The sequence below is a fragment of the Micromonospora sp. NPDC005163 genome (genome assembly GCF_053599835.1).
On the sequence record NZ_JBSFYP010000002.1, the window covers coordinates 107,469 to 130,662 of the forward strand.

The 23,194-nt window shown below is 72.3% G+C and carries 16 protein-coding genes, 1 tRNA gene and 1 pseudogene; 10 read left to right on the plus strand and 8 right to left on the minus strand.

Translation table 11 applies throughout. The annotated features are described in order from the left end of the window. Window positions 1-3: 3 nt before the first annotated feature. The 3 genes and pseudogenes from ACWD6N_RS02225 to ACWD6N_RS02235 all read right to left on the minus strand — a co-directional run. Window positions 4-1,071, minus strand: a pseudogene (locus ACWD6N_RS02225) (MMPL family transporter); the annotation flags it as partial. Then, window positions 1,071-1,658, minus strand: coding sequence for a TetR/AcrR family transcriptional regulator (locus ACWD6N_RS02230; RefSeq protein WP_354963818.1), 588 nt, complete (start codon window positions 1,656-1,658; stop codon window positions 1,071-1,073). The gene ACWD6N_RS02230 and the pseudogene ACWD6N_RS02225, both read right to left, overlap by 1 nt. 101 nt (window positions 1,659-1,759) lie before the next feature. Continuing rightward, window positions 1,760-2,188 carry a winged helix-turn-helix transcriptional regulator gene (locus ACWD6N_RS02235; protein WP_354963819.1) on the minus strand — a complete coding sequence of 143 codons (429 nt, stop codon included), beginning with the start codon at window positions 2,186-2,188 and terminating at the stop codon, window positions 1,760-1,762. 76 nt (window positions 2,189-2,264) lie between these two features. Here ACWD6N_RS02235 and ACWD6N_RS02240 point away from each other — a divergent pair, with 76 nt between their 5' ends. Together ACWD6N_RS02240 and ligD are read left to right on the plus strand one after the other, a co-directional pair. Continuing rightward, window positions 2,265-3,716, plus strand: coding sequence for an MFS transporter (locus tag ACWD6N_RS02240; protein ID WP_354963820.1), 1,452 nt, complete (start codon window positions 2,265-2,267; stop codon window positions 3,714-3,716). A gap of 31 nt (window positions 3,717-3,747) precedes the next feature. Beyond that, complete coding sequence (gene ligD / locus ACWD6N_RS02245; RefSeq protein ID WP_354963821.1) at window positions 3,748-4,707, plus strand: non-homologous end-joining DNA ligase; 960 nt, start codon at window positions 3,748-3,750, stop codon at window positions 4,705-4,707. Window positions 4,708-4,783: 76 nt separating this feature from the next. Here the strand turns inward: ligD and ACWD6N_RS02250 are convergent, their stop codons facing one another. The 5 genes from ACWD6N_RS02250 to ACWD6N_RS02270 all read right to left on the minus strand — a co-directional run bounded on the left by ACWD6N_RS02250 (window position 4,784) and on the right by ACWD6N_RS02270 (window position 8,976). Beyond that, window positions 4,784-6,124 carry a carbohydrate-binding protein gene (locus ACWD6N_RS02250; RefSeq protein WP_450004377.1) on the minus strand — a complete coding sequence of 447 codons (1,341 nt, stop codon included), beginning with the start codon at window positions 6,122-6,124 and terminating at the stop codon, window positions 4,784-4,786. Window positions 6,125-6,395: 271 nt separating this feature from the next. Continuing rightward, window positions 6,396-6,470: transfer RNA gene (locus ACWD6N_RS02255), tRNA-Arg, on the minus strand. Between the two features lie 149 nt (window positions 6,471-6,619). Beyond that, window positions 6,620-7,312 (minus strand): winged helix-turn-helix domain-containing protein, encoded by a 693-nt coding sequence (locus tag ACWD6N_RS02260; protein WP_354964011.1) that lies wholly within the window; start codon window positions 7,310-7,312, stop codon window positions 6,620-6,622. A gap of 186 nt (window positions 7,313-7,498) precedes the next feature. Then, window positions 7,499-8,167 carry a DUF305 domain-containing protein gene (locus ACWD6N_RS02265; RefSeq protein WP_354963823.1) on the minus strand — a complete coding sequence of 223 codons (669 nt, stop codon included), beginning with the start codon at window positions 8,165-8,167 and terminating at the stop codon, window positions 7,499-7,501. An 8-nt stretch (window positions 8,168-8,175) separates the two neighbouring features. Beyond that, the gene (locus ACWD6N_RS02270; protein ID WP_354963824.1) at window positions 8,176-8,976 is read right to left on the minus strand and encodes a DUF3105 domain-containing protein; all 801 of its coding nucleotides are present in this window, start codon (window positions 8,974-8,976) and stop codon (window positions 8,176-8,178) included. A 98-nt stretch (window positions 8,977-9,074) separates the two neighbouring features. Here ACWD6N_RS02270 and argS point away from each other — a divergent pair, with 98 nt between their 5' ends. The 8 genes from argS to rho all read left to right on the plus strand — a co-directional run bounded on the left by argS (window position 9,075) and on the right by rho (window position 22,940). Then, a complete protein-coding gene (gene argS, locus ACWD6N_RS02275) occupies window positions 9,075-10,742 on the plus strand; it encodes an arginine--tRNA ligase (RefSeq protein ID WP_354963825.1) in 1,668 nt (555 codons plus the stop codon). A gap of 6 nt (window positions 10,743-10,748) precedes the next feature. Further along, a complete protein-coding gene (gene lysA, locus ACWD6N_RS02280) occupies window positions 10,749-12,134 on the plus strand; it encodes a diaminopimelate decarboxylase (protein ID WP_354963826.1) in 1,386 nt (461 codons plus the stop codon). 8 nt (window positions 12,135-12,142) lie between these two features. Beyond that, the gene (locus ACWD6N_RS02285) at window positions 12,143-13,453 is read left to right on the plus strand and encodes a homoserine dehydrogenase (RefSeq protein WP_354964012.1); all 1,311 of its coding nucleotides are present in this window, start codon (window positions 12,143-12,145) and stop codon (window positions 13,451-13,453) included. Between the two features lie 139 nt (window positions 13,454-13,592). Beyond that, on the plus strand, window positions 13,593-14,642 hold the full coding sequence (gene thrC / locus ACWD6N_RS02290) for a threonine synthase (RefSeq protein ID WP_354963827.1): 1,050 nt from the start codon (window positions 13,593-13,595) through the stop codon (window positions 14,640-14,642). Between the two features lie 150 nt (window positions 14,643-14,792). After that, window positions 14,793-18,083: an efflux RND transporter permease subunit gene (locus tag ACWD6N_RS02295; RefSeq protein WP_354963828.1), complete on the plus strand. Its 3,291-nt coding sequence runs from the start codon at window positions 14,793-14,795 to the stop codon at window positions 18,081-18,083. Window positions 18,084-18,236: 153 nt separating this feature from the next. Further along, window positions 18,237-19,481: an MFS transporter gene (locus ACWD6N_RS02300; RefSeq protein ID WP_354963829.1), complete on the plus strand. Its 1,245-nt coding sequence runs from the start codon at window positions 18,237-18,239 to the stop codon at window positions 19,479-19,481. 64 nt (window positions 19,482-19,545) lie between these two features. Next, on the plus strand, window positions 19,546-20,490 hold the full coding sequence (gene thrB / locus ACWD6N_RS02305; RefSeq protein WP_354963830.1) for a homoserine kinase: 945 nt from the start codon (window positions 19,546-19,548) through the stop codon (window positions 20,488-20,490). A 296-nt stretch (window positions 20,491-20,786) separates the two neighbouring features. Then, window positions 20,787-22,940 carry a transcription termination factor Rho gene (gene rho, locus ACWD6N_RS02310; RefSeq protein ID WP_387326029.1) on the plus strand — a complete coding sequence of 718 codons (2,154 nt, stop codon included), beginning with the start codon at window positions 20,787-20,789 and terminating at the stop codon, window positions 22,938-22,940. Window positions 22,941-23,194: the final 254 nt, after the last annotated feature.

Sequence of the window (23,194 nt, forward strand, 5' to 3'; positions counted from 1 at the left end):
GGCGGTAGCCGGGCGGTCGGCGTCCGTGTCGTCGGCCGGGATGCTGTCGGCGGTGACCGAGCGCAGCCGGCGGGGAAGCACCCGGCGACCGGCGAAGCCGAGCAGCGCGGGCTGGAGGGTGATGGCGACGAGCACCGCGACGGTGACCGTGCCGGCGGCGGCGAGACCCATCACGGTGAGGAACGGAATGTCCACCACGGCGAGCCCGGCCAGGGCGATGACGACGGTGGCGCCCGCGAAGACCACGGCGGAGCCGGCCGTACCCACGGCCCGGCCGACCGCCTCCTCGGGGGACAGGCCGTCGAGCAGGTTCTGCCGGTGCCGGGAGGTGATGAACAGCGAGTAGTCGATGCCGACCGCGAGGCCGAGCATCAGCGCCAGGATCGGCGCGGTGCTGGTCAACTGCACGACGCTGCTCAGCGCGAACAGGCCGGCCATGCCGACGCCCACGCCGATGAGGGCGTTGAGCATCGTCATGCCGGCGGCCACCAGCGAGCCGAACGTGATGATCAGTACGATCGCGGCGACCAGCACACCGAGCGCCTCGGTGGAGCCGATCTCCGGCTCACCGCCCAGCACCTCGCCGCCCGGGGCGACCTGCCAGCCCTGCGCCTCGGCCGCCGCGCCGACCTGCTCGTACGCGGTCTTCTGCTCGTCGGTCACCTCGTCCGCTCCGGTGGCGAACTGGACCTGGACCAGCGCGTACCGGCCGTTGGGCGAGACGGCGCCGACCTGGAACGGGTCGACGGCGCCGACCACGCCGGGCAGTGTCGATGCCTGCTGGACGATCTCCTGCACCACGGCCTGGCCCTGCGGGCTGGCCAACTGGCCGTCACCCGGTGCCTTGACCGCGATGGTGCCGGTGGCGCCACTGGCTGCGGGGAACTGCTGCGCGAGCAGGTCGAGCGCCCGCTGGCTCTCGGTGCCGGGCATGGTGAAGTTGCTCGCCGTCGGGCCGCGCAGGGTCGCCGCGGCCAGGCCGGCGACGACGAGTACGACGAGCCAGAGCGCGACGACGAGCCGTCGCCGACGCAGCGCGCCCCGGCCGAGCCGGTAGAGCAGGGTGGCCATCAGGATTCCTTGTCCTCGGTCGTGGGTGGTTGGGGCAGGGGGGACTCGACGGGCTCGACGGCCCGCCGGACGAGGGCGAGCAGGGCGGGGCGCAACTCGTCGTCGGGAACGTCGACGAACTCGGCGCACGCCTCGGAAATGCCGGCGAGCAGCACCAGCGCGGCGATCCGGGCGCCTGGCCGGTCGGAGTGCCCGGCGAAGGCGTCCCGCAGGCGCTCGGAGATCTGCTGGATGTGCGCGAAGGCCGGCTGGGCCAGCAGCTCCGGGAACTCGCCGCGGAGCAGCGCGATCTCCCGCCGGAAGCGCACCGCGAGGTCGACGAAGCCCGCGGCGGCGACCTGCTGGGCGGCCCCGCCGGTCAGGCCGGTGAGCCGGTCGTCGAGCTCCTGCAGGACGGCGATGGCCGGGGCCATCAGCTCGGCGAGCAGGGCTTCCTTGTTGGCGAAGTGGTAGAGCACGGTGGCCTTGGAGCAGCCGACCTCGCGGGCGATGTCCTGCAACGAGGTGCCCCGGTAGCCGGTCACCGCGAACCGTCGCGCCGCCGCGGCGAGGATCTCGCCGTGCGTCTCGGACACCGCTCTGGCCATCACCGGTCCACCTCCCGCAGACCAGCATGCCTGACCGATCGGTCAGACCCTGACCGATCGGTCAGATTGCCACGGTGGCGTTCCCCACACCCCGGCCCGGTTTAACCGGCGTGCTCCGCGTCGTACCTGGTCCGCGCCTCGGCGATGCCCCGGCGGTGCCGCTCGGCCCAGCTGGTCAGCGCCACCAGCGACTCGTAGAGCTCCAACGCCATCGGGGTCGCCGTGTACTCGACCTTGGGTGGGACGGTCGGATAGACCGTGCGGTGCAGCAGGCCGTCGCGTTCCAGGTTGCGCAGGGTCAGCGTGAGCATCCGGCGGCTGATCCCCTCGATGTGCCGCTCCAGTTCGGTGAAGCGCACCGGGCCATTCGAGGCGGACACCAGGATGCTGATGCTCCACTTGCCGCCGACCCGGTCGAGCACCTCGCGGACGGTGCACGCCCGGGCCTGACCTGTGGTGAACGGCACGTTCCCCGGCGCGCAGGTCAGCTCGACCAGCGCGGACACATCGCTGTTCCTCTGGGACATCACAGTGCCTCCTTCCGCCCTCACTCATGGTCACAGACGATGGCGTCGGTAACAAACCATGCACCAAGGAGGCGTTCCGATGGACCGTTCGGTCCCGTCCCGCTGGCCGGCGCTGCTCGTGCTCTGCGCCGGCAGCCTGATGATCATCCTGGACGGCAGCGTCGTCGCGGTGGCGCTGCCCGCCGTGCAACGCGACCTGGGCTTCACCGCCGCCGGCCTGGCCTGGGTGGTCAACGCCTACCTGGTCGCTTTCGGCGGGCTGCTGCTGCTCTCCGGCCGCCTCGGCGACCTGCTCGGCCGGCGGCGGATCTTCCTGGCCGGCATCGCGCTGTTCACCCTGGCCTCGCTGGCCTGCGCGCTGGCCACCGGGCCGGCCGTCCTGGTCGGCGCCCGCTTCGGCCAGGGTGTCGGCGGCGCGCTGGCCATGGCGGTCAGCCTCGGCATGATCGTCCGGCTCTATCCCGAGCCGGCCGAGCGGGCCCGCGCGATCGCCGTCTTCAGTTTCACCGGGGCGGCGGGGGCGTCGGTCGGCACGGTGGCCGGTGGGGTGCTCACCGAGCTGGCCGGCTGGCGGTCGATCTTCCTGGTCAACCTGCCGATCGGGGCGGCCATCGTGCTGGCCGCCGTCCGCCGGCTCCCCGCCGAGCGGGGCATCGGCCTGCGGTCGGGCCTGGACCTGCCCGGCGCGCTGCTCGCCACCGCCGGACTGATGGCCGCCGTGCTGGGCATCGTGGGGACCGGTGAGCACGGCTGGACCAGCCCGCGGACCCTCGGCGCGGCGGCGCTCGCGGCGTTGCTGCTCAGCGGGTTCGCGGTCCGCCAGCGGGTGGCGCCCGTCCCGCTTCTGCCGGCCCGCGTGCTGCGCGTCCCCGGCCTGGTCGCGGCGAACGCCGTGCAGTTCCTCATGATCTCCGGGTACTTCGGCTTCCAGTTCCTGCTCGCCGTGGAGCTGCAACTGGTTCTCGGGCTGGACGCGGCGGCGACCGGCTGGGCCTTCCTGCCCACCCCGGTGGTGATCGCGGTGGTGTCGCTGGGCCTGGCCGGTCGGCTGATCGCCCGGTGGGGCGCCCGGGCCGTGCTGCTGGCCGGGCTCGGCCTGGCCACCGTCGGTTTCCTGCTGCTCGGTCGGCTGCCCGCCGACGGCGGCTACCTCGCCGACGTGCTTCCCGCGATGCTGATCTTCGGGGTGGCCGGTGGCCTGACCCTGCCGGCGGTCACCACGCTCGCCATGGCCGGCGCAACCGACGCGGACGCCGGGCTGGCGTCCGGGCTGGCCAACACCACCCAGCAGGTCGGCGGGGCGGTCGGGCTGGCCGCGCTGGCGACCCTGGCCGCCACGCGCACCGAGGGTCTGCGGGCCGCCGGCTGGGCCGAGGTGGCAGCACTGGCCGGCGGCTACCGGATCGCGTTCACCGTCGCCGCCGCCCTGGTGGTCGCCGCGCTGCTGGTCGCGCTGACCACGCTGCCGGGTGCCCGGCGCGCCGCGCCGCGCGCCGGAATCGAGCGGCAGCGAAGCGCCGCGTCCAGTTGACCGACGGCGTCGGGGCCGGGAGGGTGAGCGGGTGAGCGAGGCTGACGAAACCCGGGACGGGGTGGCCCTGACCAACCTCGACCAGCCGCTGTCCGACCGCGACGACGCGACCAAGCGCGACCTGGTCGACTACCTCGACGCGGTCTGGGACCGGATCCTCCCGCAGTTGCGGGACCGGCCGTTGTCGGTGATCCGGGTCCGCCCCGGCCAGCCGCCGTTCATGCAGAAGAATCTGCCCCGCTACACCCCGGACTGGGTCCGCCGGGTGCCGGTCTGGGCCGAGGCGTCACACCGGGAGGTCTCGTACGCCCTCTGCGACGACCGGCGCACCCTGCTCTGGTTCGCCAACCAGCGGGCGGTGGAGTACCACCCGACGCTGGCCACCGCGGCGGACCTGCACCGCCCGACCCACCTGGTGCTCGACCTGGACCCGCCGGAGGGGGACGGGTTCGCCGCGGCGGTCGGCGCCGCGCTGCTGGTTCGCCAGGCGCTCGCCGACGCCGGCCTGTCCGGGGCCGTCAAGACCAGTGGTGCCAAGGGTGTGCACGTCTTCGTCCCGATCTCCGACGGCCCCACGGCCGAGGAGCTGGCCGCCGCCACCCGGGCGGTGGCCGCCCGGGCCGAGCGGCTGGACCCGGCGCTGGCCACCACGGCGTTCATCCGGGAGGACCGGGGCGGCCGGGTCTTCGTGGACGCCACGCGGGCCGGTGGGGCGACCGTGGTGGCCGCGTACAGCCCGCGGCTGCGCCCCGGGATGCCGGTCTCCTTTCCGGTCGACTGGGCCGACCTGACCGAGGTGACCCCGGCCGATTTCACCATCCGGACCGTGCCGGCTCTGGTGGCCGGGGCCGACCCGTGGGCCGCGTCGATGCCGGCGCCGCAGCCGCTGCCCGCCGACCTCGTGGCCGAGGGGCGGACCATCCCGGTGGCCCGGGTGCAGGCCATGCACGAGGGGAAGCGCCGAGCCCGCGCCCGCCGCGAAGCCGGCTGACGGTACGCCCCGACGAGCCGTGGTCTCCGCGGGCGAGGGCGCTCCCGCGGAGGCCATCAGCTGGGGTGATGCGCTTTCAGCGTCCCTGCAGACGCTTCACGTTGTCGCCGAACGTCCAGCCCTTCGACCCGTCCCAGTTCGCCGACCAGGTCATCAGACCCTTGATGCCGGGTACGGAGTTCCACGCCTGCGTGACCAGCGACGTCGACATGTAGCCGCCGCCCGCACCGGTCTGCGCGGGCAGGCCCGGAACCTGCTTGTCGTACGGCACGCGGATGGTGGTGCCCTGGATGGTCAGGCCGTTGTTCAGGCACTGCGTCTGCACCGTGAAGCCCTGCACGGTGCCGGCGGGGTACGAGTCGCCCGCGCAGCCGTACATGCTGCCGTTGTAGTACTGCATGTTCAGCCACCAGAGCCGGCCGTTGTCCACGTACTTCTTGATGATCGGCAGGTACGAACCCCAGATCGAGCCATAGACCACGCTGCCGCCGGTGACGTAGGCCGTCTCCGGCGCCATGGTCAGGCCGAAGTTCGACGGCATCCGGGCCAGCACTCCGTCGATGATCCGGATCAGGTTGGCCTGCGACGTGGACAAGGTGTTGATGTTGCCGCTACCGGTCAGGCCGGTCTCGATGTCGATGTCGATGCCGTCGAAGTGGTAGGCCGTCAGGATCGGCACGATCGTCGCGATGAAGCGGTCGGCGACCGCGCTGGAGCTCAGGTCGATGCCCGCCGCAGCCCCGCCGATCGACATCAGGATGGTGGCGCCAGCGGCCTTGGCCTGGCACATCTCGGCCGGGGTGGCCACCTTCACGCCAGCGTCCATGCCGTTCTCCCAGAGCACCGTGCCGTCCGCGCGGATCACCGGGAAAGCCGCGTTGATCACGTTGGAGCCGTGCTGGCTGAGCCGGCTGTCGGTGATCGGGATCCACCCGAGGCCGGGGTGCACGCCGTTGGAGGCGCCATCCCAGTTCTCCCAGTAGCCCTGCAGCACCTTGCCGGCGGGCCGCGACTTCACCCCACAGGTCCCACCGGTCGGTGGCGGGGTGGTCGGCGGCGGCGTGGTCGGTGGCGGCGTGGTCGGTGGCGGCGTGGTGGGTGGAGGTGTGGTCGGTGGCGGGGTGCCTCCCGAGCACGCGCCCAGGTCACGCCACAGCGACGGGGTCGCGGCCGGGTTCCAGCCGGCGCCGGGGTGTGCGGTGTGGGTGACCAGAGCCTGGTGGAGCCGACCGCCGTAGGTGACCTGCCCGCCCGCCGGGTAGGTGTTGCCCTCGGCCCAGGCCGGCGCGGTGCAGGCGACCAGCACGGCGGCGTCCGCCGACGACACGGCGGCCATGCTGGTGGGGACGAAGGCGACGGCGGCCGCGACGGTCATCGCCGCTCCGGCTGCCACTGCGAAAATTCGACGGCTTCTCATGGCTCACTCCCCAGGCTTCGACGACCCGCGACCTCCACATATTGACGTTCGTGAAGCTTAATATCAAGGGTTGTTAACAGATACCAGGGCGTCCCCCAGCGCCGAGCGCGCCCCGCCCGGGAGGATCGCGCTCGATCCAGGAAGCAGTGGGATCATCGACGCGGCGAGGCCACCCCTTCCCGCATCGAGCGCGATCTTGGGCTCGGCGTGCGGTCTGGCGGGCCTGGGAAGCGGCGAAGCCCGGGCCGACGGCCCGGGCTTCGGTGTTCTTTGGTGCCCCCGGCAGGATTCGAACCTGCGCCCCCGCCTCCGGAGGGCGGTGCTCTATCCCCTGAGCTACGGGGGCTCAGCGACTGGAGAAGACTAGCAAACCTCCATCACGAACGCCGAATCGGTATCCGGTGCCCCGATCGTGTCGCCGATTGCCCGATGCCCCTGGTGGTCAGGCCGCCCGGCCGCCCGAAACGGGGCCGCCCGGCCGCCCGAAACGGACGGTCAGGCCGCGACCGCCCGGCCACAGCTGGGCAGCGGGTGCAGCACGATCCGCCGGGGAGGCCGGCGCGGCCACTCGTTGCGCGGCCACGAGCCGTCCACGATCAGGTGAACGGTGCGCTGCTCCTCGCCGCTGAGTCGCAACACGAAGTCGCGAGGGAGTGGCGGGTCGACCGTCGGTGTGGTGATCATGAAGCGCACCCGGCCGCGGGACGAGACGGCGGAGATCACGTCGGCCGCCGGCATGGTGCCGCGCAGCCGCACCCGGCCGATCCAGTAGACCTCGGCGAGGTGCTCCTGGGCGGACCGGGTGATCGTCGGGTACTCGCTGCGTACCCAGCGTTCGACCGCGCTGACGCAGAGCCCGCAGGCGCGCTCGCGCGGCTCCCGCGGACCCAACCCCCAGGCCCGCAGGTACGCCCCGACCGCGCCCGCGTCCAGCGGCAGGTCGAACCGGCGCTGGATGAGCGCGGTGAGGCTCTGCCGCGTCCACAGCTCCTCGTCCAGGCCGAACTCGTCGGGGTGGACGCCCCGCAGCACGTCGATCAGTTCGAGTTCCTGTTCGCGGCTGAGCATTCCCGGCTCGCCCTGCCGCTGTCCGCGACGGACGGCTGCCACCGCCCCGTCACCGCCGATGGTGTGGCGCCGGCACCAGCTGGTGACCGAACGCCGTGCGTCTCTGAGTGCAACCCCCACGTCTTGGGCAACGAGCCCGAATCGCAACTGGTCACGATATGTGTGGAGAAAACTCTCTAAGCAACGTAATCGGTTGGACCGACCAAAGCGCCCAAAAGGGACGACAGGGGGCAAGGGGCATCAGTAGGGCCCGCGCCCCGCCGGTTTCACGGCGATGACGCGGGCCCGGTGTGCCCGTACGGTGGATCAGCCCTTGGCCTGCGCCTGGAGCTGCCGGAGGTTGTTCAGCTCGTTCTGTTGGGTGGCCTTCATGGTGCGCGCCACCCGAAGCACCTCGGCGTTGTCGGTCTCGCCGAGCACCGCGTCGATCATGTGGATGCCGCCGAGGTGATGGTTGATCATCAGGGTCAGGAACTGGCGGTCGACCTCGACGCCCTGGGCGTCGCGCAGCCCGGCCATCTCCTGCGGGGTCGCCATCCCCGGCATCAGCCCGTTCTTCACGGTCGCCCCGTCGGACATCCACGACATCGGAGGCTGCGACCCGGTCGGGCTCAGCTCCCACTCCCGCAGCCAGGTCTGCATGGCGCCGATCTCGCCCTGCTGCCCGGTGGCGATGTCCACGGCCATCTGCCGTACCCCGGGCAGCGTCGCCGACCGGTAGGCGGTCAGGCTCATCTCCACCGCCTGGGTGTGGTGCGTCGTCATGTCCCGAGCGAAGCCCGCCTCGACCGAGGTGTCACCGGGCCGGGTGAGGCCCGGGGTGAGCAGGCCGCCGGCGTACCCGAGGAGCAGGCCCACCACCAGCATGGCGGCCAGGGCCAGTACGCCGTAGCGCCGCGCCGCGGGGCGGTCGCCCCGATCCGGGGCGACCGGAGCCTCGTCGTGCTCGCTGTCGGTCGTGGCGGGAGCAGTCATCGCCGTCCTTACTGGGTGGGCATCTGGGCGTCGAGGTCACGCGGCGTGGTGCCGGTGGCGGTGACACCCTGGTTGCAGAGTGCGGTCGGGCCCTCGACGGAGGCGTTCACGCGCAGGTCCTTGATGAACTCGTCGATCCGCTTGTCGTCGGCGTTGTCGACCTTGAGCTGGAAGCCCCAGGCCTGGAGCGAGATCGGCTTGTCCAGGCCCTCGTACGGGCTCATCATCGTCTTCTCGACGCCACGCACCTTGCCGGCGAGCTTGTCGACCTGGTCCTTCGGCAGGTCCGGGCGGTAGGTGATCCACACCGCGCCGTGCTCCAGGCTGTGCACCGCGTGCTCGTTGGCGATCGGGGCGTCGTACACCTCGCCCATGCAGTTCTGCCAGGCGGCGTTGTGCACCCCACCCACCGGCGGCGAGACCTTCCAGGTCAGCGGGCCGGACTTGTGCGACTCGTACTTCAGGCTTTCCGGGTCCGACTTGCGGATGTTGACGATGCCGTCGATGGCGTTCGCCCGCTTGTCCCACGGCTTGGCGCCCTGGAACGACGCCCAGGCGCCGTAGCCGATGATGCCGGCCGCGAGCACGCCCACGGCGACGAAGAGAGCGATCGGGCCCCAGGCCCGGCCCTGGCTCACCTTGACCGGGGCGATCGGCTTGCGGGGACCCTTGCCACCTGCCCGCGGAGTGCCCGCCGGCTTGCCGGAGCCGGCCTTGGCGCCGGACGCCGGCCGGCCCGCGGCCGGCTTCTTGCCGGTGCTGACCACGGTCGGGCGGCGCTCAGGGCCACCCGGGGTGCTGATGCTCATCGTGCCTCGTCAGGTCGGTTGGTCAGGGGAGGTGGCGGGCCGGATGACGCGCAGGGTCGCCGCCGAGTGCCCGAGTCTACCCCCGATAACATGGTTCGGTGACTCCTGCAGAACTAGCCTCGGTCGTCCTCACCGCTGCCCACGCCGTCTTCGCCGAGCGTGGCCTCGACCACGCCGCGCTGCCGGAGCGTACGGCGGTGGAGCGACCCCGCAACCCCGAGCACGGCGACTACGCCTCCACGCTCGCCCTGCAGCTGAGCAAGAAGGTGGGTGTGCCGCCGCGCGAGCTGGCCGCCGCCCTGGCCGATGAGCTGGGCCGGGCGCCCGGGGTCAAGTCGGTGGAGATCGCCGGGCCAGGCTTCCTGAACATCCGGCTGGACGCGGCCGCCGCCGGCCAGCTCGCCCGGGTGATCGTCGAGGCCGGCGCGGAGTATGGCCGCAGCGACCGGCTCGCCGGCGAGAAGATCAACCTGGAGTTCGTCTCGGCCAACCCGACCGGCCCGGTGCACATCGGTGGGGTCCGCTGGGCGGCCGTCGGTGACGCGCTCAGCCGGCTGCTGCGGGCCACCGGCGCCGAGGTGGGCACGGAGTACTACTTCAACGACGCCGGCTCGCAGATCGACCGGTTCGCCCGTTCGCTGCTCGCCGCCGCGAAGGGCCAGCCCGCGCCGGAGGACGGGTACGGCGGGGCGTACATCTCCGAGATCACCGCTGAGGTGCAGGCCCGCCGGCCCGACGTGCTGACCATGGACGACACCGCCGCCCAGGAGGTGTTCCGGGTCGAGGGCGTCGCGCTGATGTTCGACGAGATCCGCTCCTCGCTGCGCGACTTCGGGGTGGAGTTCGACACCTACTTCAACGAGAAGGACCTGCACGACCGGGGTGAGCTGGACCTCGCCCTGGCCCGGCTGCGCGAGCAGGGTCAGGTCTACGAGTCCGCCGGCGCCACCTGGCTGCGCACCACCGACTTCGGTGACGACAAGGACCGGGTGCTGCGCAAGTCCGACGGCGAGTGGACGTACTTCGCCGCGGACTGCGCCTACTACCTGGACAAGCGGGAGCGCGGCTTCGAGCGGGTCGTGATCATGCTGGGCGCCGACCACCACGGCTACATCGGCCGGATGAAGGCGATGGCCGCGTGCTTCGGGGACGACCCGGAGCGCAACCTGGAGATCCTCATCGGCCAGCTGGTCAGCCTGCTGCGCGACGGCGCCCCGATGCGGATGAGCAAGCGGGCCGGCACGGTGATCACCCTGGAGGACCTGGTCGACGCGATCGGGGTGGACGCCTCCCGGTACGCGCTGGCTCGCTACTCCAGCGACTCGCCGATCGACATCGACATCGAGCTGTGGACCCGGGCGACCCGCGACAACCCGGTCTACTACGTGCAGTACGTGGCGGCCCGGACGGCGGGTGTGGCCCGCAACGCCGCCGAGGTGGGGCTGCTCCAAGGCGACGCCGACGCGTTCCGCCCCGAGCTGCTCGGGCACGAGAAGGAGAACGAGCTGCTCAAGGCGCTCGCCGAGTTCCCGGCGGTGGTGGCCACCGCCGCCGAGCTGCGGGAGCCGCACCGGGTGGCCCGCTACCTGGAGGAGAGCGTCGCCGCCTCCTTCCACCGGTTCTACGACAACTGCCGGGTGCTGCCGTTGGGCGACGAGGAGGTCACCGACCTGCACCGGGCACGGCTCTGGCTCAACAACGCCACCCGCACGGTGATCGCCAACGGCCTGCACCTGCTCGGCGTCTCCGCTCCCGAGAGGATGTAGTACCTGATGCGTGCTCACGAGGCTGGTGCGCTGCACGGCGACATCGGCAGCCGAGGGCCGGCCTGGCTGCGTACCCCGGACGACGTCAACGCCCTGATGCCGGGGCTGTGGCCGCGCACCGTGACGCGCGGCGCCGACGGCGCGCTCGCCGTCGCGGGCCTGAGCGTCCGCGACCTCGCGGCCGAGTTCGGCACCCCGATGTACGTGCTGGACGAGGACGACGTGCGGTCGCGCTGCCGGGACTTCCGGTCCGCCTTCCCGACCGAGGACGTCTACTACGCCGGCAAGGCGTTCCTGTGCCGGGCTGTGGTCCGGATGATCGCCGAGGAGGGGTTGCACCTCGACGTCTGCACCGGCGGTGAGCTGGCCACCGCCCTCGCGGCCGGGATGCCGCCGGAGCGGATCGGCTTCCACGGCAACAACAAGTCGGTGACCGAGCTGGCCCGGGCGCTGGACGCCGGTGTCGGGCGGATCATCCTCGACTCGTTCATCGAGATCGACCGGCTCACCGCTCTGGCCCGCGAGCGGGGCGTCCGCCCCCGGGTCCTGGTCCGGGTCACCGTCGGGGTCGAGGCGCACACCCACGAGTTCATCGCCACCGCCCACGAGGACCAGAAGTTCGGCTTCTCCCTGGCCGGTGGCGCGGCCGCGGCGGCCGCGTTCAAGGTCCTCGACGAGGGCGTGCTGGAGCTGCGCGGCCTGCACTCGCACATCGGCTCGCAGATCTTCGACGCCAGCGGTTTCGAGGTCTCCGCCCGTCGGGTGCTCGCCCTGCAGGCCCAGATCCGCGACGCGCGCGGGGTGGAGCTGCCCGAGCTGGACCTGGGCGGCGGTTTCGGCATCGCGTACACCACCCAGGACGACCCGGCCACTCCACAGGACCTGGCCAAGCGGCTCCGCAAGATCGTCGACTCGGAGTGCGCCGCCGAGCGGCTCGCCGTGCCGCGGCTCTCCATCGAGCCGGGGCGGGCCATCGTCGGGCCGTCCGTGTTCACCCTCTACGAGGTCGGCACGGTCAAGGATCTCGACGGCATCCGGACGTACGTCAGCGTGGACGGCGGGATGAGCGACAACATCCGGACCGCGCTCTACGACGCCTCGTACTCGGCGACGTTGGCCTCTCGGGCGTCGACGGCGCAGCCGATGCTCGCCCGCGTGGTGGGAAAGCACTGTGAGTCCGGGGACATCGTGGTGAAGGATGAATTCCTGCCCGCCGACGTGCAGCCCGGCGATCTTGTCGCGGTGCCCGGCACGGGCGCCTACTGCCGCAGCATGGCCAGCAACTACAACCACGTACCGCGGCCACCGGTGGTCGCGGTACGCGACGGCCAGGCGCGTCTGATCGTCCGGCGGGAAACCGAAGAGGACCTGCTCGCATTGGATGTTGGATGACGTCACCTGTGCGCTTGGCGCTGCTCGGCTGTGGCACGGTCGGCCAGGAGGTGGTCCGGCTGCTGCACGAGCAGGGCATCGACCTGGCCGCCCGGATCGGCGCACCGCTGGAGATCGCCGGCATCGCCGTCCGTCGGCTCGGCCGGGACCGCGGTGACCTGCCGATCGACCCGACCCTGTTCACCACCGACGCGCTCGGCCTGATCAAGCGCGACGACGTGGACGTCGTGATCGAGGTGGTCGGCGGTATCGAGCCGGCCCGGAGCTGGCTGGTCGAGGCGCTGCGCGCCGGCAAGAGCGTGGTCACCGCCAACAAGGCGCTGCTCGCCGAGGACGGCGTGGCGCTGCACGACGCGGCGGCCGAGGGCGGTGGCGACCTCTACTACGAGGCGTCCGTGGCCGGGGCCATCCCGCTGCTGCGCCCGCTGCGCGAGTCGCTGCACGGCGACCGGATCAACCGGGTCACCGGCATCGTCAACGGCACCACCAACTTCATCCTCTCCGCCATGGACGCCACCGGCGCCGGCTTCGCCGAGGCCCTCGAAGAAGCCACCGAGCTGGGGTACGCGGAGGCCGACCCCACCGCCGACGTGGAGGGCTTCGACGCGGCGGCCAAGGCGGCGATCCTCGCCTCACTGGCGTTCCACACCCGGGTCGGCGCCGCCGACGTGCACCGGGAGGGGATCACCGAGGTGACCGCCGCGGACGTGGCCAGCGCGCAGGCGATGGGCTGCACGATCAAGCTGCTCTGCATCGCGGCCCGGGGTGTCGACCCGGCCGGCCGGGACACGGTCAGCGTCCGGGTGCACCCGGCGATGATCCCGCGCAGCCACCCGCTGGCAAGCGTCGGCGACGCGTTCAACGCGGTCTTCGTGGAGGCGGACGCGGCCGGGGAGCTGATGTTCTACGGCCGGGGCGCGGGTGGCGCGCCGACCGCCAGCGCGGTGCTCGGCGACGTGGTGGCGGTGGCCCGCAACCGGCTCGCCGGGGTGCGCGCGGCCAGCGAGAGCGCGTACGCCGACCTGGCGGTCCGGCCGATGGGCGAGGCGCTGACCCGCTACCACGTCAGCCTGGACGTGGCCGACCGTCCGGGTGTGCTGGCCGCGGTGGCCGGCGTGTTCGCCCGGCACGACGTGTCGATCGCGACCGTGCGGCAGGGTTCGGCCGGCGGCTCGCCCGGCCGGGACGGCGACGCCGAGCTGGTGATCGTCACCCACGTGGCGCCGGACGCCGCGCTCGCCGCGACCGTGGGCGAGCTGCGCGGCCTGGACATCGTCCGGTCGGTGACCAGCGTGCTGCGGGTCGAGGGCGGGGTGTGAGTCGTTGACCCGGTGGTGGGACGGGCACGCTCGTCCCGCCAGGTGGGTAACCCGGGGTCTGCCGCCGGTCGCTCCGGCAGGCTGGTCCAGGGTGGCCTGAACCTCAGGTCGACGCGACGGTAGAGGCGAGGAGAACGACATGTGGCGGGGTCTGATCGAGGCGTACCGGGACCGGCTGCCGGTCACCGCGGCCACGCCCGTCGTCACGCTGCACGAGGGGAACACCCCGCTGCTGCCCGCGCCGGTGCTCTCCGCCCGGATCGGGTGCGACGTGCACCTCAAGGTGGAGGGCGCCAACCCGACCGGCTCGTTCAAGGACCGCGGAATGACCGTCGCGGTCTCCAAGGCGGTCGAGGCCGGCAACAAGGCCATCATCTGCGCCTCCACCGGCAACACCAGTGCCTCCGCCGCGGCGTACGCGGCACGGGCCGGGCTGACCTGCGCGGTGCTGGTCCCGCAGGGCAAGATCGCGTTGGGCAAGCTGGCCCAGGCGCTGGTGCACGGCGCGAAGCTGCTCCAGGTGAGCGGCAACTTCGACGACTGCCTGGCGACGGCCGCCAAGCTCGCACAGGACTACCCGGTCGCGCTGGTCAACTCGGTCAACATCGACCGGCTGCACGGGCAGAAGACCGCCGCCTTCGAGATCGTCGAGGCGCTCGGTGACGCGCCCGACATCCACTGCCTGCCGGTCGGCAACGCCGGCAACATCTCGGCCTACTGGATGGGGTACTCGGAGGAGCACGCCGCCGGCGCCACCACCCGGGCGCCGAAGATGTACGGCTTCCAGGCCGCCGGGGCGGCGCCGATCGTCACCGGACAGGTGGTGGCGGAGCCGTCGACCATCGCCACCGCGATCCGGATCGGCAACCCGGCGAGCTGGACCAAGGCCCTGGACGCCCGGGACGCCTCGGGTGGCCTGATCGCGGCGGTGACCGACCGGGAGATCCTGTCCGCGTACCGGCTGCTCGCCCGCGAGGTGGGGGTCTTCGTCGAGCTGGGCAGCGCGGCCAGCGTGGCCGGTCTGCTCCAGCAGGCCGCGGTGGGCGCGATCCCGGCCGGTTCGACGGTGGTCTGCACGGTGACCGGTCACGGCCTGAAGGACCCGGAATGGGCGATCTCCACCGCGCCCGCCCCGATGACCATCGCGAACGATCCGCTGGCCGCGGCCCGCGCCCTCGATCTGGCCTGAGCGGCCACCGCTCCCGACCGTCGGGGCCCGGCCGACCGTGGAACGCGGCGGCGTTGGGGCGGCAGGGGTCCGGCGGGGGGCGGGGTGATCGAGTCAGGCACACTTTCGGGTATCCCCGCCCGCCTTCTCGTTCAGGAGTGAGCCAGGCCGATGTCGCTGCTCGCCAGATTCAGCCTCGCCAACCGAGGGCTGGTCGCCCTCATCGCGGTGGTGACCACGGCGTTCGGAGCGTTCGCCGTGCCGTCGCTGAAGCAGCAACTGCTGCCGTCGCTCGAATTCCCGGCCGCGTTCATCGTGGCCGCCTATCCCGGCGCCGGACCCGAGATCGTCGAGTCGCAGGTGACCGAGCCGATCGAGAACGCGCTCCAGGGCATTCCCGGGCTGGACCAGGTCACGTCGACCTCCCGCGAGGGGGCGGCGACCGTCCAGGTGCTGTACGAGTTCGGCACCGACCTGGACGACGTGGTCAACAAGATGCAGACCGCGCTGAGCCGGATCGACGCCCAGCTGCCGGAGAGCGTCGACCCGCAGGTCATCGCGGGCAGCACCGACGACCTGCCGGCGGTGGTGCTGGCGGCGACCGGCGCGGCGGACGAGCGGGCGCTCGCCGAGAAGCTGCGCGCGACGGTGGTGCCGGAGCTGGAGGGCATCGAGGGGGTCCGTACGGTCGAGGTGACCGGCACCCGCGACGACGTCGTGGTGGTCACCCCGGACCCGGCCAAGCTGGCCGCGGCGAAGCTCCAGCCGACCGCGATCGGCGCCGCGCTGAAGACCAACGGCGTGTCGGTGCCGGCCGGCGCGGTGACCGACGGTGGCCTGGCCCTCCCGGTGCAGGTCGGCACGCCGGTCGCCACCCTGGCCGATCTGCGCGGCATCGTGGTCGCCCCCGGGGCCGCCCCGGTGCGTCTCGGTGACGTGGCGACCGTCGAGCAGCAGCTCGCCCCGGCCACCGCGATCACCCGGACCAACGGCAAGGACAGCCTCGGCATCGCGGTCACGGCGTCGCCGGACGGCAACGCCGTGGAGATCTCGCACGAGATCCGGGACCGGCTGGCCGACCTGAAGGACGCGTCCGGCGCCGAGCTGACCGTGGTCTTCGACCAGGCGCCGTTCGTCGAGAAGTCGATCGAGTCGCTGACCACCGAGGGCCTGCTGGGCCTGCTGATGGCGGTCATCGTCATCCTGGTCTTCCTGCTGTCGGTGCGGTCGACCGTGGTCACCGCGGTCTCCATCCCGCTCTCCGTGCTGGTCGCCCTGATCGCGCTGTGGATCGGCGACTACTCGCTCAACCTGCTCACCCTCGGCGCGCTGACCATCGCGGTAGGCCGGGTGGTGGACGACTCGATCGTGGTTCTGGAGAACATCAAACGACACCTGGAGTACGGCGAGGAGAAGCGGCACGCCATCATCACCGGCGTCCGCGAGGTGGCTGGCGCGGTGACCGCGTCCACCCTCACCACGGTCGCGGTGTTCGCGCCCATCGCGCTGGTCGGCGGGTTCGTCGGGCAGCTCTTCGCGCCGTTCGCGATCACCGTGACGGTGGCGCTGCTCGCGTCGCTGCTGGTGTCACTGAGCGTGATCCCGGTGCTGGCGTACTGGTTCCTCAAGCCGCGCGGCGGCACCCCGGACGACGACGCGGTGCGCCGCGGCGCGGAGGAGAAGGAGCTGCGCAGCCCGTTGCAGCGGGCGTACCTCCCGGTGATCGGGTTCGCCACCCGAAAGCGGTCCACCCGCTGGATCACCGTCGGGCTGGGCCTGCTGGTGCTCTTCGGCACCTTCGGCCTGGCCCAGAAGCTGGAGACCAACTTCCTGGACGACTCCGGTCAGGACACGCTCAGCTTCCGGCAGGAACTGCCGGCGGGTAGCGGCCTGGCCGCCACCGACGCGGCGGCCAAGCAGGTCGAGACGGTGCTCGGGCGTACCGACGGGGTCGAGACGTACCAGGTGACCGCCGGCGGCGGGGACAACCCGTGGGCCGGCGGCGGTGGCAACAACGTCGCGAGCTGGTCCGTGGCGCTCGACGGGGACACCGACGCGAAGCAGATGCGTGAGGTGCTGCGCAAGGAGTTCGACACGCTCGGCACCGGGTTGGGCGAGATCAGCTTCGGCGGCGGGCAGGACGCCTCGACCAGCCAGCTGGAGGTGATCGTCCAGGCCAGTGACCCGGAGGTGTTGACCAGGGCCGCCGAGGCGGCCCGGACGGCGATGGCCGGGGTCCCGGACGTCGAGGACGTCACCACCAGCCTGGCCGACCGGGTGCCGCGCGTCGACGTGACCGTCGACCGGGTCGCTGCCGGCCGGGTCGGCCTCACCGAGGCCGCGGTGGGTCAGCTCGTCTCGCAGACGTTCCGCGGGGCGCCGTTGGGCCAGGTCACGCTCGACGGTCAGCAGCAGAACGTGGTGCTGCGGCTGGGCGCGCAGCCGCCGGTGTCGGTGCAGGAGCTGCGGGCGCTGCCGGTGGGTCCGGTCAAGCTGGGCGACATCGCGGCCGTGACCCAGGGCGAGGGGCCGCAGCAGGTCAGCCGGATCGATGGTGAGCGCAGCGTTTCGGTCACCGGCACGGCGACCGGCTCGAACCTGGGCGCGACCAGCCAGGAGCTGCAGAAGCGGCTGGACGCCATCGACGTGCCGGGGGCGAGCCTGACCATCGGCGGGGTCAGCGCGGACCAGGCGGACGCCTTCGGCGACCTGGGCCTGGCGGTGCTGGCCGCGATCGCGATCGTGTTCCTGATCATGGTGGCCACGTTCCGCAGCCTCACCCAGGCGCTCATCCTGTTGATCTCCATCCCGTTCGCGGCGACCGGCGCGATCGGCCTGCTGCTGGTCACCGGGACGCCGCTGGGCGTGCCGGCGTTGATCGGCGTGCTGATGCTGGTCGGCATCGTGGTCACCAACGCGATCGTGCTGCTGGACCTGATCAACCAGTACCGGGCCCAGGGCATGGGGGTCCGGGACGCGGTGGTCGAGGGCGGACGGCGCCGGCTGCGCCCGATCCTGATGACGGCGGTCGCGACCATCTTCGCGCTGCTGCCGATGGCGCTCGGGTTGACCGGCGAGGGCGGCTTCATCTCCCAGCCGCTGGCTGTCGTGGTGATCGGCGGCCTGCTCAGCTCCACGCTGCTGACGCTGATCCTGGTGCCGACGCTGTACACGATGGTGGAACACACCAAGGAATCGTTGCGGGAGCGGCGCCGCCGGCGGCGCTCCGGCGACCCGGCGGTGACCGGGCCGACCGACCCGGAGACCGCCGAGCCGGCCAGCCCGAACAAGGTGGCCGTGCCCTCCGGTGCGCCGGCGGCGACGCACGCCGAGGGCTCGCAGGCGGCGGCGGGGCGACCCGCGCCGTCGGGCGCGCTGGTGGACGGCACGGACCAGTTCGAGGTGCTACGGCTGCCCCGCAGCCGCACCTCGCCGCTGCCCCCCACGGAGCCGACCGAGTAGTCGGACCGGCACCTCGGAACGCCCCCGGCGGGTTCACCTGCCGGGGGCGTTCCGGCTCTCTGCGCGCCGACCGGTTCCGAGCGGAACCGAGGGGCCGGTCGGTGCTGCTCGCGGAGGGTATCGAGTGCGATCGACCGGGTAGCGTCGCGCTACGTGGCGTCCACCCTCTCCGTCCTGACCGGCAACCGGAGCTTTCGCAATCTCTTCCTCGCCGAGCTGGTCGTCTTCGGCGCCGACTGGTTCGTCATGGTGCCGCTGCTGGTGCTGCTGCCCCAGTTGACCGGCAGCGGGGTCTGGGGCGCGCTGGTGCTGGCGGTGGACACCGGCATCGTGGCACTGCTGCTGCCGTACACGGGCACGGTGGCCGACCGGTTCGACCGACGCAAGGTCATGATCGCCGCGAACGTGGCGGCGCTGGCGGGCGTGCTGCTGCTGCTCGGCGTCCGGAGCGCCGGGACCGCGTGGCTGGCGCTGGTGGCGATCGGCGTGGTCGCGGTCGCCAAGGCGTTCTACTCGCCGGCCGCCCAGGCCGCGCTGCCCAACGTTCTGGAGCCGCACGAGCTGGCCGCCGGCAACGCCGTTGCCGGTTCGGCCTGGGGCACCATGACGGTGGTCGGCGCCTCGCTCGGTGGCGTGCTCAGCTCGGCCGTCGGCCCGTACGCCTGCTTCTGGGTGGCGGCGGTGGGCCTGGCGCTGGCCGCGGGCCTCGCCGGGCGGATCCGGCGGCCGTTGCAGGCGCCACGGGACGTCGACCAGCCGGCCCAGCGGACCTGGCCGGCGGTCCGCGAGGCGCTCGTCTACATCGGGCACCGGCCGCGGGTCCTGGCGCTGGTCACGGTGAAGTCGGCGGTCGGCCTGGGCAACGGTGTGCTGACGGTGTTTCCGCTGCTCGCCAGCGTGTACGGGGTCGGCTCGCTGGGCGCCGGCCTGCTCTTCGCGGTACGCGGGGCGGGGGCCCTGGTGGGGCCCATCCTGATGCGCCGGGTGCTGACCAACCGGTCCTGGCTGCTGCCGGGGCTGGCGCTGTCCATGTCGCTCTACGGCCTGTCCTACCTGGGCGCGTCGGTGGTCCGCTGGTTTCCGCTGGTGCTGCTGCTGGTCTTCGTGGCGCACTTCGCGGGCGGCAGCAACTGGGTGATGTCGAACTTCGCCCTCCAAGGCGAGGTGCCGGACCGGTTGCGCGGTCGGGTCTTCGCCACCGACATGATGCTCGCGACGCTGGCCATCTCGGTGAGCCAGCTGGCGGTGGCCCTGGTGGTGGACGTGGTGGACGAGCGCGTGGTGCTGGCCGGCTGCGGGCTGGTCACCCTCGTGTACGCGGTCGGCTGGCGGATCGCCACCCGCCGGCTCTCGCTCACCGACCCGGTCGCCGAACCGGTTCCGAACCCGGCCGGCTGAGCTCGCCGGTCCCACGCTGCGGGCGTCGGACCGGATCGTCGGTGCCGACCCCTAGCATGAGCGCGTGCCGATGAACTTCAGCCCCGGGCCGGTCCGGGTTCGGGTCCCCGCGACCAGCGCCAACCTGGGCCCGGGCTTCGACGCGCTGGGCCTCGCCCTCGGGCTCTACGACGACCTGGCGGCCGAGGTCGCGCCGGGTGGGGTCCGGGTGACGGTGACCGGGCAGGGTGCGGGTGAGCTGCCCGACGACGACCGGCATCTGGTGGTGCGGGCCATGCGGGCCGCCTTCGACGTGCTCGGTGGGCAGCCCGCGGGGCTGATCGTGGAGTGCGTCAACCGGATCCCGCAGGCCCGTGGGCTGGGCTCCTCGTCCGCCGCGATCATCGCCGGGGTGTTGTTGGCCCGCGCCCTGGTCGCCGACGGGGAGCACCGGCTGGACCCGGCGGCCGTGCTCCGGCTGGCCGCCGAGATCGAGGGCCATCCCGACAATGTCGCGCCGTGCCTGCTCGGCGGCTTCACGCTGGCCTGGTCCGAGCCGACCGGCGCTCGCGCGGTGTCCCTGGCCGTCGCCGACGGGGTGCGGCCGACAATTTTCGTGCCTTCGGAGCGGGGGCTGACCGCGACCGCGCGGGCCGCGTTGCCGGCCACCGTGCCGCATGGCGACGCCGCGTTGACCGCCGGGCGGGCGGCGCTGCTGGTGCACGCGCTGACCGCGGACCCGTCGCTGCTGCTGCCCGCCACCGTCGACCGGCTCCACCAGGCCTACCGCGCACCGGGGATGCCGGGCACATCGGCCCTGGTCAACGCGTTGCGAGCGGCCGGTGTGGCGGCTGTTGTCAGTGGGGCCGGGCCGACTGTGCTGGCGCTCAGCGAGCCGCCGCCAAGCCTCCCGGTGGGAACAGATTGGCAGATCTGGCAGTTACCGATAGACGTCAGCGGTGCGCGGGTTGCTCGGGGTAGACTTGGACACGCCGAGCGGGACCCTGTTGCCGCAGGTCGGAAGAGTTGATTACGCTCTAGACCTAGCACAGCCGCGAAGCACGCGATCTCCTGCGGGGCGGCGCACCCCCGAAGCTCTCGGCGGTCAGCCCGTCACCCCTGCCAAGGCCCACGCCGCGCCGCAGTTTCCACAGGTCGCCGCAGACGGCGAGACCTGCTCACCGATGTTTGGTGAGTCGGGAAACCGACCGGCTGCTGTGTCACAGACTCCCGCGACGCGTCCTTGCGAGGCGGGTGCACCGAGGCCGCCCGGCCACCTGAGTCCGACTCCGGGCAGTCACGGCCTTTACCGAGGGAAGGAATCCATTGAGCGACACCACCGACGTGACGTCGGATGTTTCCAACGTCGCTGGCGATGCCACCACCGCCGCTCCCGCCCGTCGTCGGCGTAGCGGCACCGGTCTGTCGGCGATGCTGCTGCCAGAGCTGCAGAGCCTGGCCGCGTCGCTCGGCATCTCCGGCACGGCTCGCATGCGTAAGGGCGAGCTGATCGCCGCGATCTCCGAGCGGCAGGGCGGCAACGCCGCCGGTACCCCTCGACCGCGGGCCGAGGTCGCGGCTGCGGCCGCTCCGACCCGCGAGGAGGTGCGGGAGACCGTGGACCGTCCGGCGGCGGAGGGACGCACCGACCAGGCGCCGGCCGAGCCGGCCGCCGAGACCGAGAGCCGGGGCCGTACCCGGCGGAGCCGGACCGCCGCGGCGGAGGCGCGTACCACTGAGGCGCGCACCACCGAGGCGCGCACCGATGAGGCGGAGGCCGGCGAACGGACCGAGAACCGCCGGGACCGGGCCGAACGCCCGGAGCGGGCCGAGCGCCCGGAGCGCACCGAGCGTGCCGAGCGCCCGGAGCGCACCGAGCGGGCCGAGCGGGCCGAGCGGGCCGAGCGCACTGAGCGTGCCGACCGCACCGAGCGGGGCGAGCGTGCCGAGCGGGGCGAGCGTGCCGAGCGGGGCGAGCGTGCCGAGCGGGGTGAGCGCACCGAGCGCGGCGAGCGTGCCGAGCGTGCCGAGCGGGGCGAGCGCAACGACCGGGGCGAGCGTGCCGAGCGAGGCGAGCGTAACGATCGGCCGGAGCGTGCCGACCGGGGCGAGCGTGCCGAGCGCAACGAGCGTGGTGACCGCAACGACCGCAACGATCGGGGCGACCGCAACGACCGTGGTCAGCGCGCCGAGCGCGACAACGACGGCGACGGCGACGACGAGGGTGGCGGCCGGCGCGGCCGGCGTAGCCGCTTCCGGGACCGTCGGCGGGGCCGGGGCGACCGCCCAGAGACCGGTGGCGACACCGGAGGGCGCGAGCCGCAGGTCGGCGAGGACGACGTGCTCGTCCCGGTGGCCGGCATCATCGACGTGCTCGACAACTACGCCTTCGTGCGGACGACCGGCTACCTGGCCGGCCCGAACGACGTGTACGTGTCGATGTCCCAGATCAAGAAGTACGGCCTGCGTCGCGGTGACGCGATCACCGGTGCGGTGCGTGCGGCCCGCGAGGGCGGCAACAGCGGCGATCAGCGGCGGGACAAGTACAACCCGCTGATGCGGCTGGACACGATCAACGGGATGGAGCCGGAGGAGGCGCGGCGCCGGCCGGAGTTCTACAAGCTCACGCCGCTCTACCCGCAGGAGCGTCTGCGGCTGGAGACCGAGCCGCACATCCTCACCACCCGGGTGATCGACCTGGTCATGCCGATCGGCAAGGGCCAGCGGGCGCTCATCCAGTCTCCGCCCAAGGCGGGTAAGACGATGGTGCTCCAGGCGATCGCGAACGCGATCACCCGGAACAACCCGGAGTGCCACCTGATGGTGGTGCTGGTGGACGAGCGGCCCGAAGAGGTCACCGACATGCAGCGGTCGATCAAGGGCGAGGTCATCGCGGCCACGTTCGACCGGCCGCCGCAGGACCACACGACGGTGGCGGAGCTGGCGATCGAGCGGGCGAAGCGTCTGGTCGAGCTGGGGCACGACGTTGTCGTGCTGCTCGACTCGGTGACCCGGCTCGGTCGGTCGTACAACCTGGCGGCGCCGGCCAGCGGCCGGATCATGTCGGGTGGTATCGACTCCACCGCGCTCTACCCGCCGAAGCGCTTCCTCGGCGCGGCTCGCAACATCGAGAACGGCGGCTCGCTGACCATCATCGCCACCGCGCTGGTGGAGACCGGGTCCATGGCGGACACGGTCATCTTCGAGGAGTTCAAGGGCACCGGCAACGCGGAGCTGAAGCTGGACCGGAAGATCGCTGACAAGCGCACCTTCCCGGCCATCGACGTCAACCCGTCCGGTACCCGTAAGGAAGAGGTCCTGTTCGCGCCCGAGGAACTGGCCATCATCCACAAGCTCCGGAAGGTGCTGCACTCGCTGGACTCGCAGGCCGCCATGGACCTGCTGCTGGACCGGCTCAAGAAGTCCCGCACCAACATCGAGTTCCTGATGCAGATCGCGAAGTCGACGCCGGGGGAGTAACCACCCTCGGTTGACCAAACGAAGGGGCACGGCCACAGCGGCCGTGCCCCTTCGTCATGTCCATTCGACCCCTTTGCTCTGCTTACACCCGCGCAACAGTTCGGGCCTCTCCGCGTTGCGTCCGTTGAAGCAGAGCAAAGGGCGGAGGCAAGGCCGGCCCGGCGGCACGGCCCGGCGGCACGGCCCGACGCGGGGAGAGCCGACGAGGGTGGAGTTTTCCTTCGGTTCAGTCGATGCATCTTGAAACTTCTATT

Excerpts from the sequence above, each read along its gene's own strand:
- ACWD6N_RS02230 (WP_354963818.1), bottom strand. The coding sequence starts at position 1,658 with ATGGCCAGAGCGGTGTCCGAGACGCACGGCGAGATCCTCGCCGCGGCG.
- ACWD6N_RS02240 (WP_354963820.1), top strand. The coding sequence starts at position 2,265 with ATGGACCGTTCGGTCCCGTCCCGCTGGCCGGCGCTGCTCGTGCTCTGC.
- ACWD6N_RS02250 (WP_450004377.1), bottom strand. The coding sequence starts at position 6,124 with ATGAGAAGCCGTCGAATTTTCGCAGTGGCAGCCGGAGCGGCGATGACC.
- ACWD6N_RS02265 (WP_354963823.1), bottom strand. The coding sequence starts at position 8,167 with ATGACTGCTCCCGCCACGACCGACAGCGAGCACGACGAGGCTCCGGTC.
- ACWD6N_RS02270 (WP_354963824.1), bottom strand. The coding sequence starts at position 8,976 with ATGAGCATCAGCACCCCGGGTGGCCCTGAGCGCCGCCCGACCGTGGTC.
- lysA (WP_354963826.1), top strand. The coding sequence starts at position 10,749 with ATGCGTGCTCACGAGGCTGGTGCGCTGCACGGCGACATCGGCAGCCGA.
- thrC (WP_354963827.1), top strand. The coding sequence starts at position 13,593 with ATGTGGCGGGGTCTGATCGAGGCGTACCGGGACCGGCTGCCGGTCACC.
- ACWD6N_RS02295 (WP_354963828.1), top strand. The coding sequence starts at position 14,793 with ATGTCGCTGCTCGCCAGATTCAGCCTCGCCAACCGAGGGCTGGTCGCC.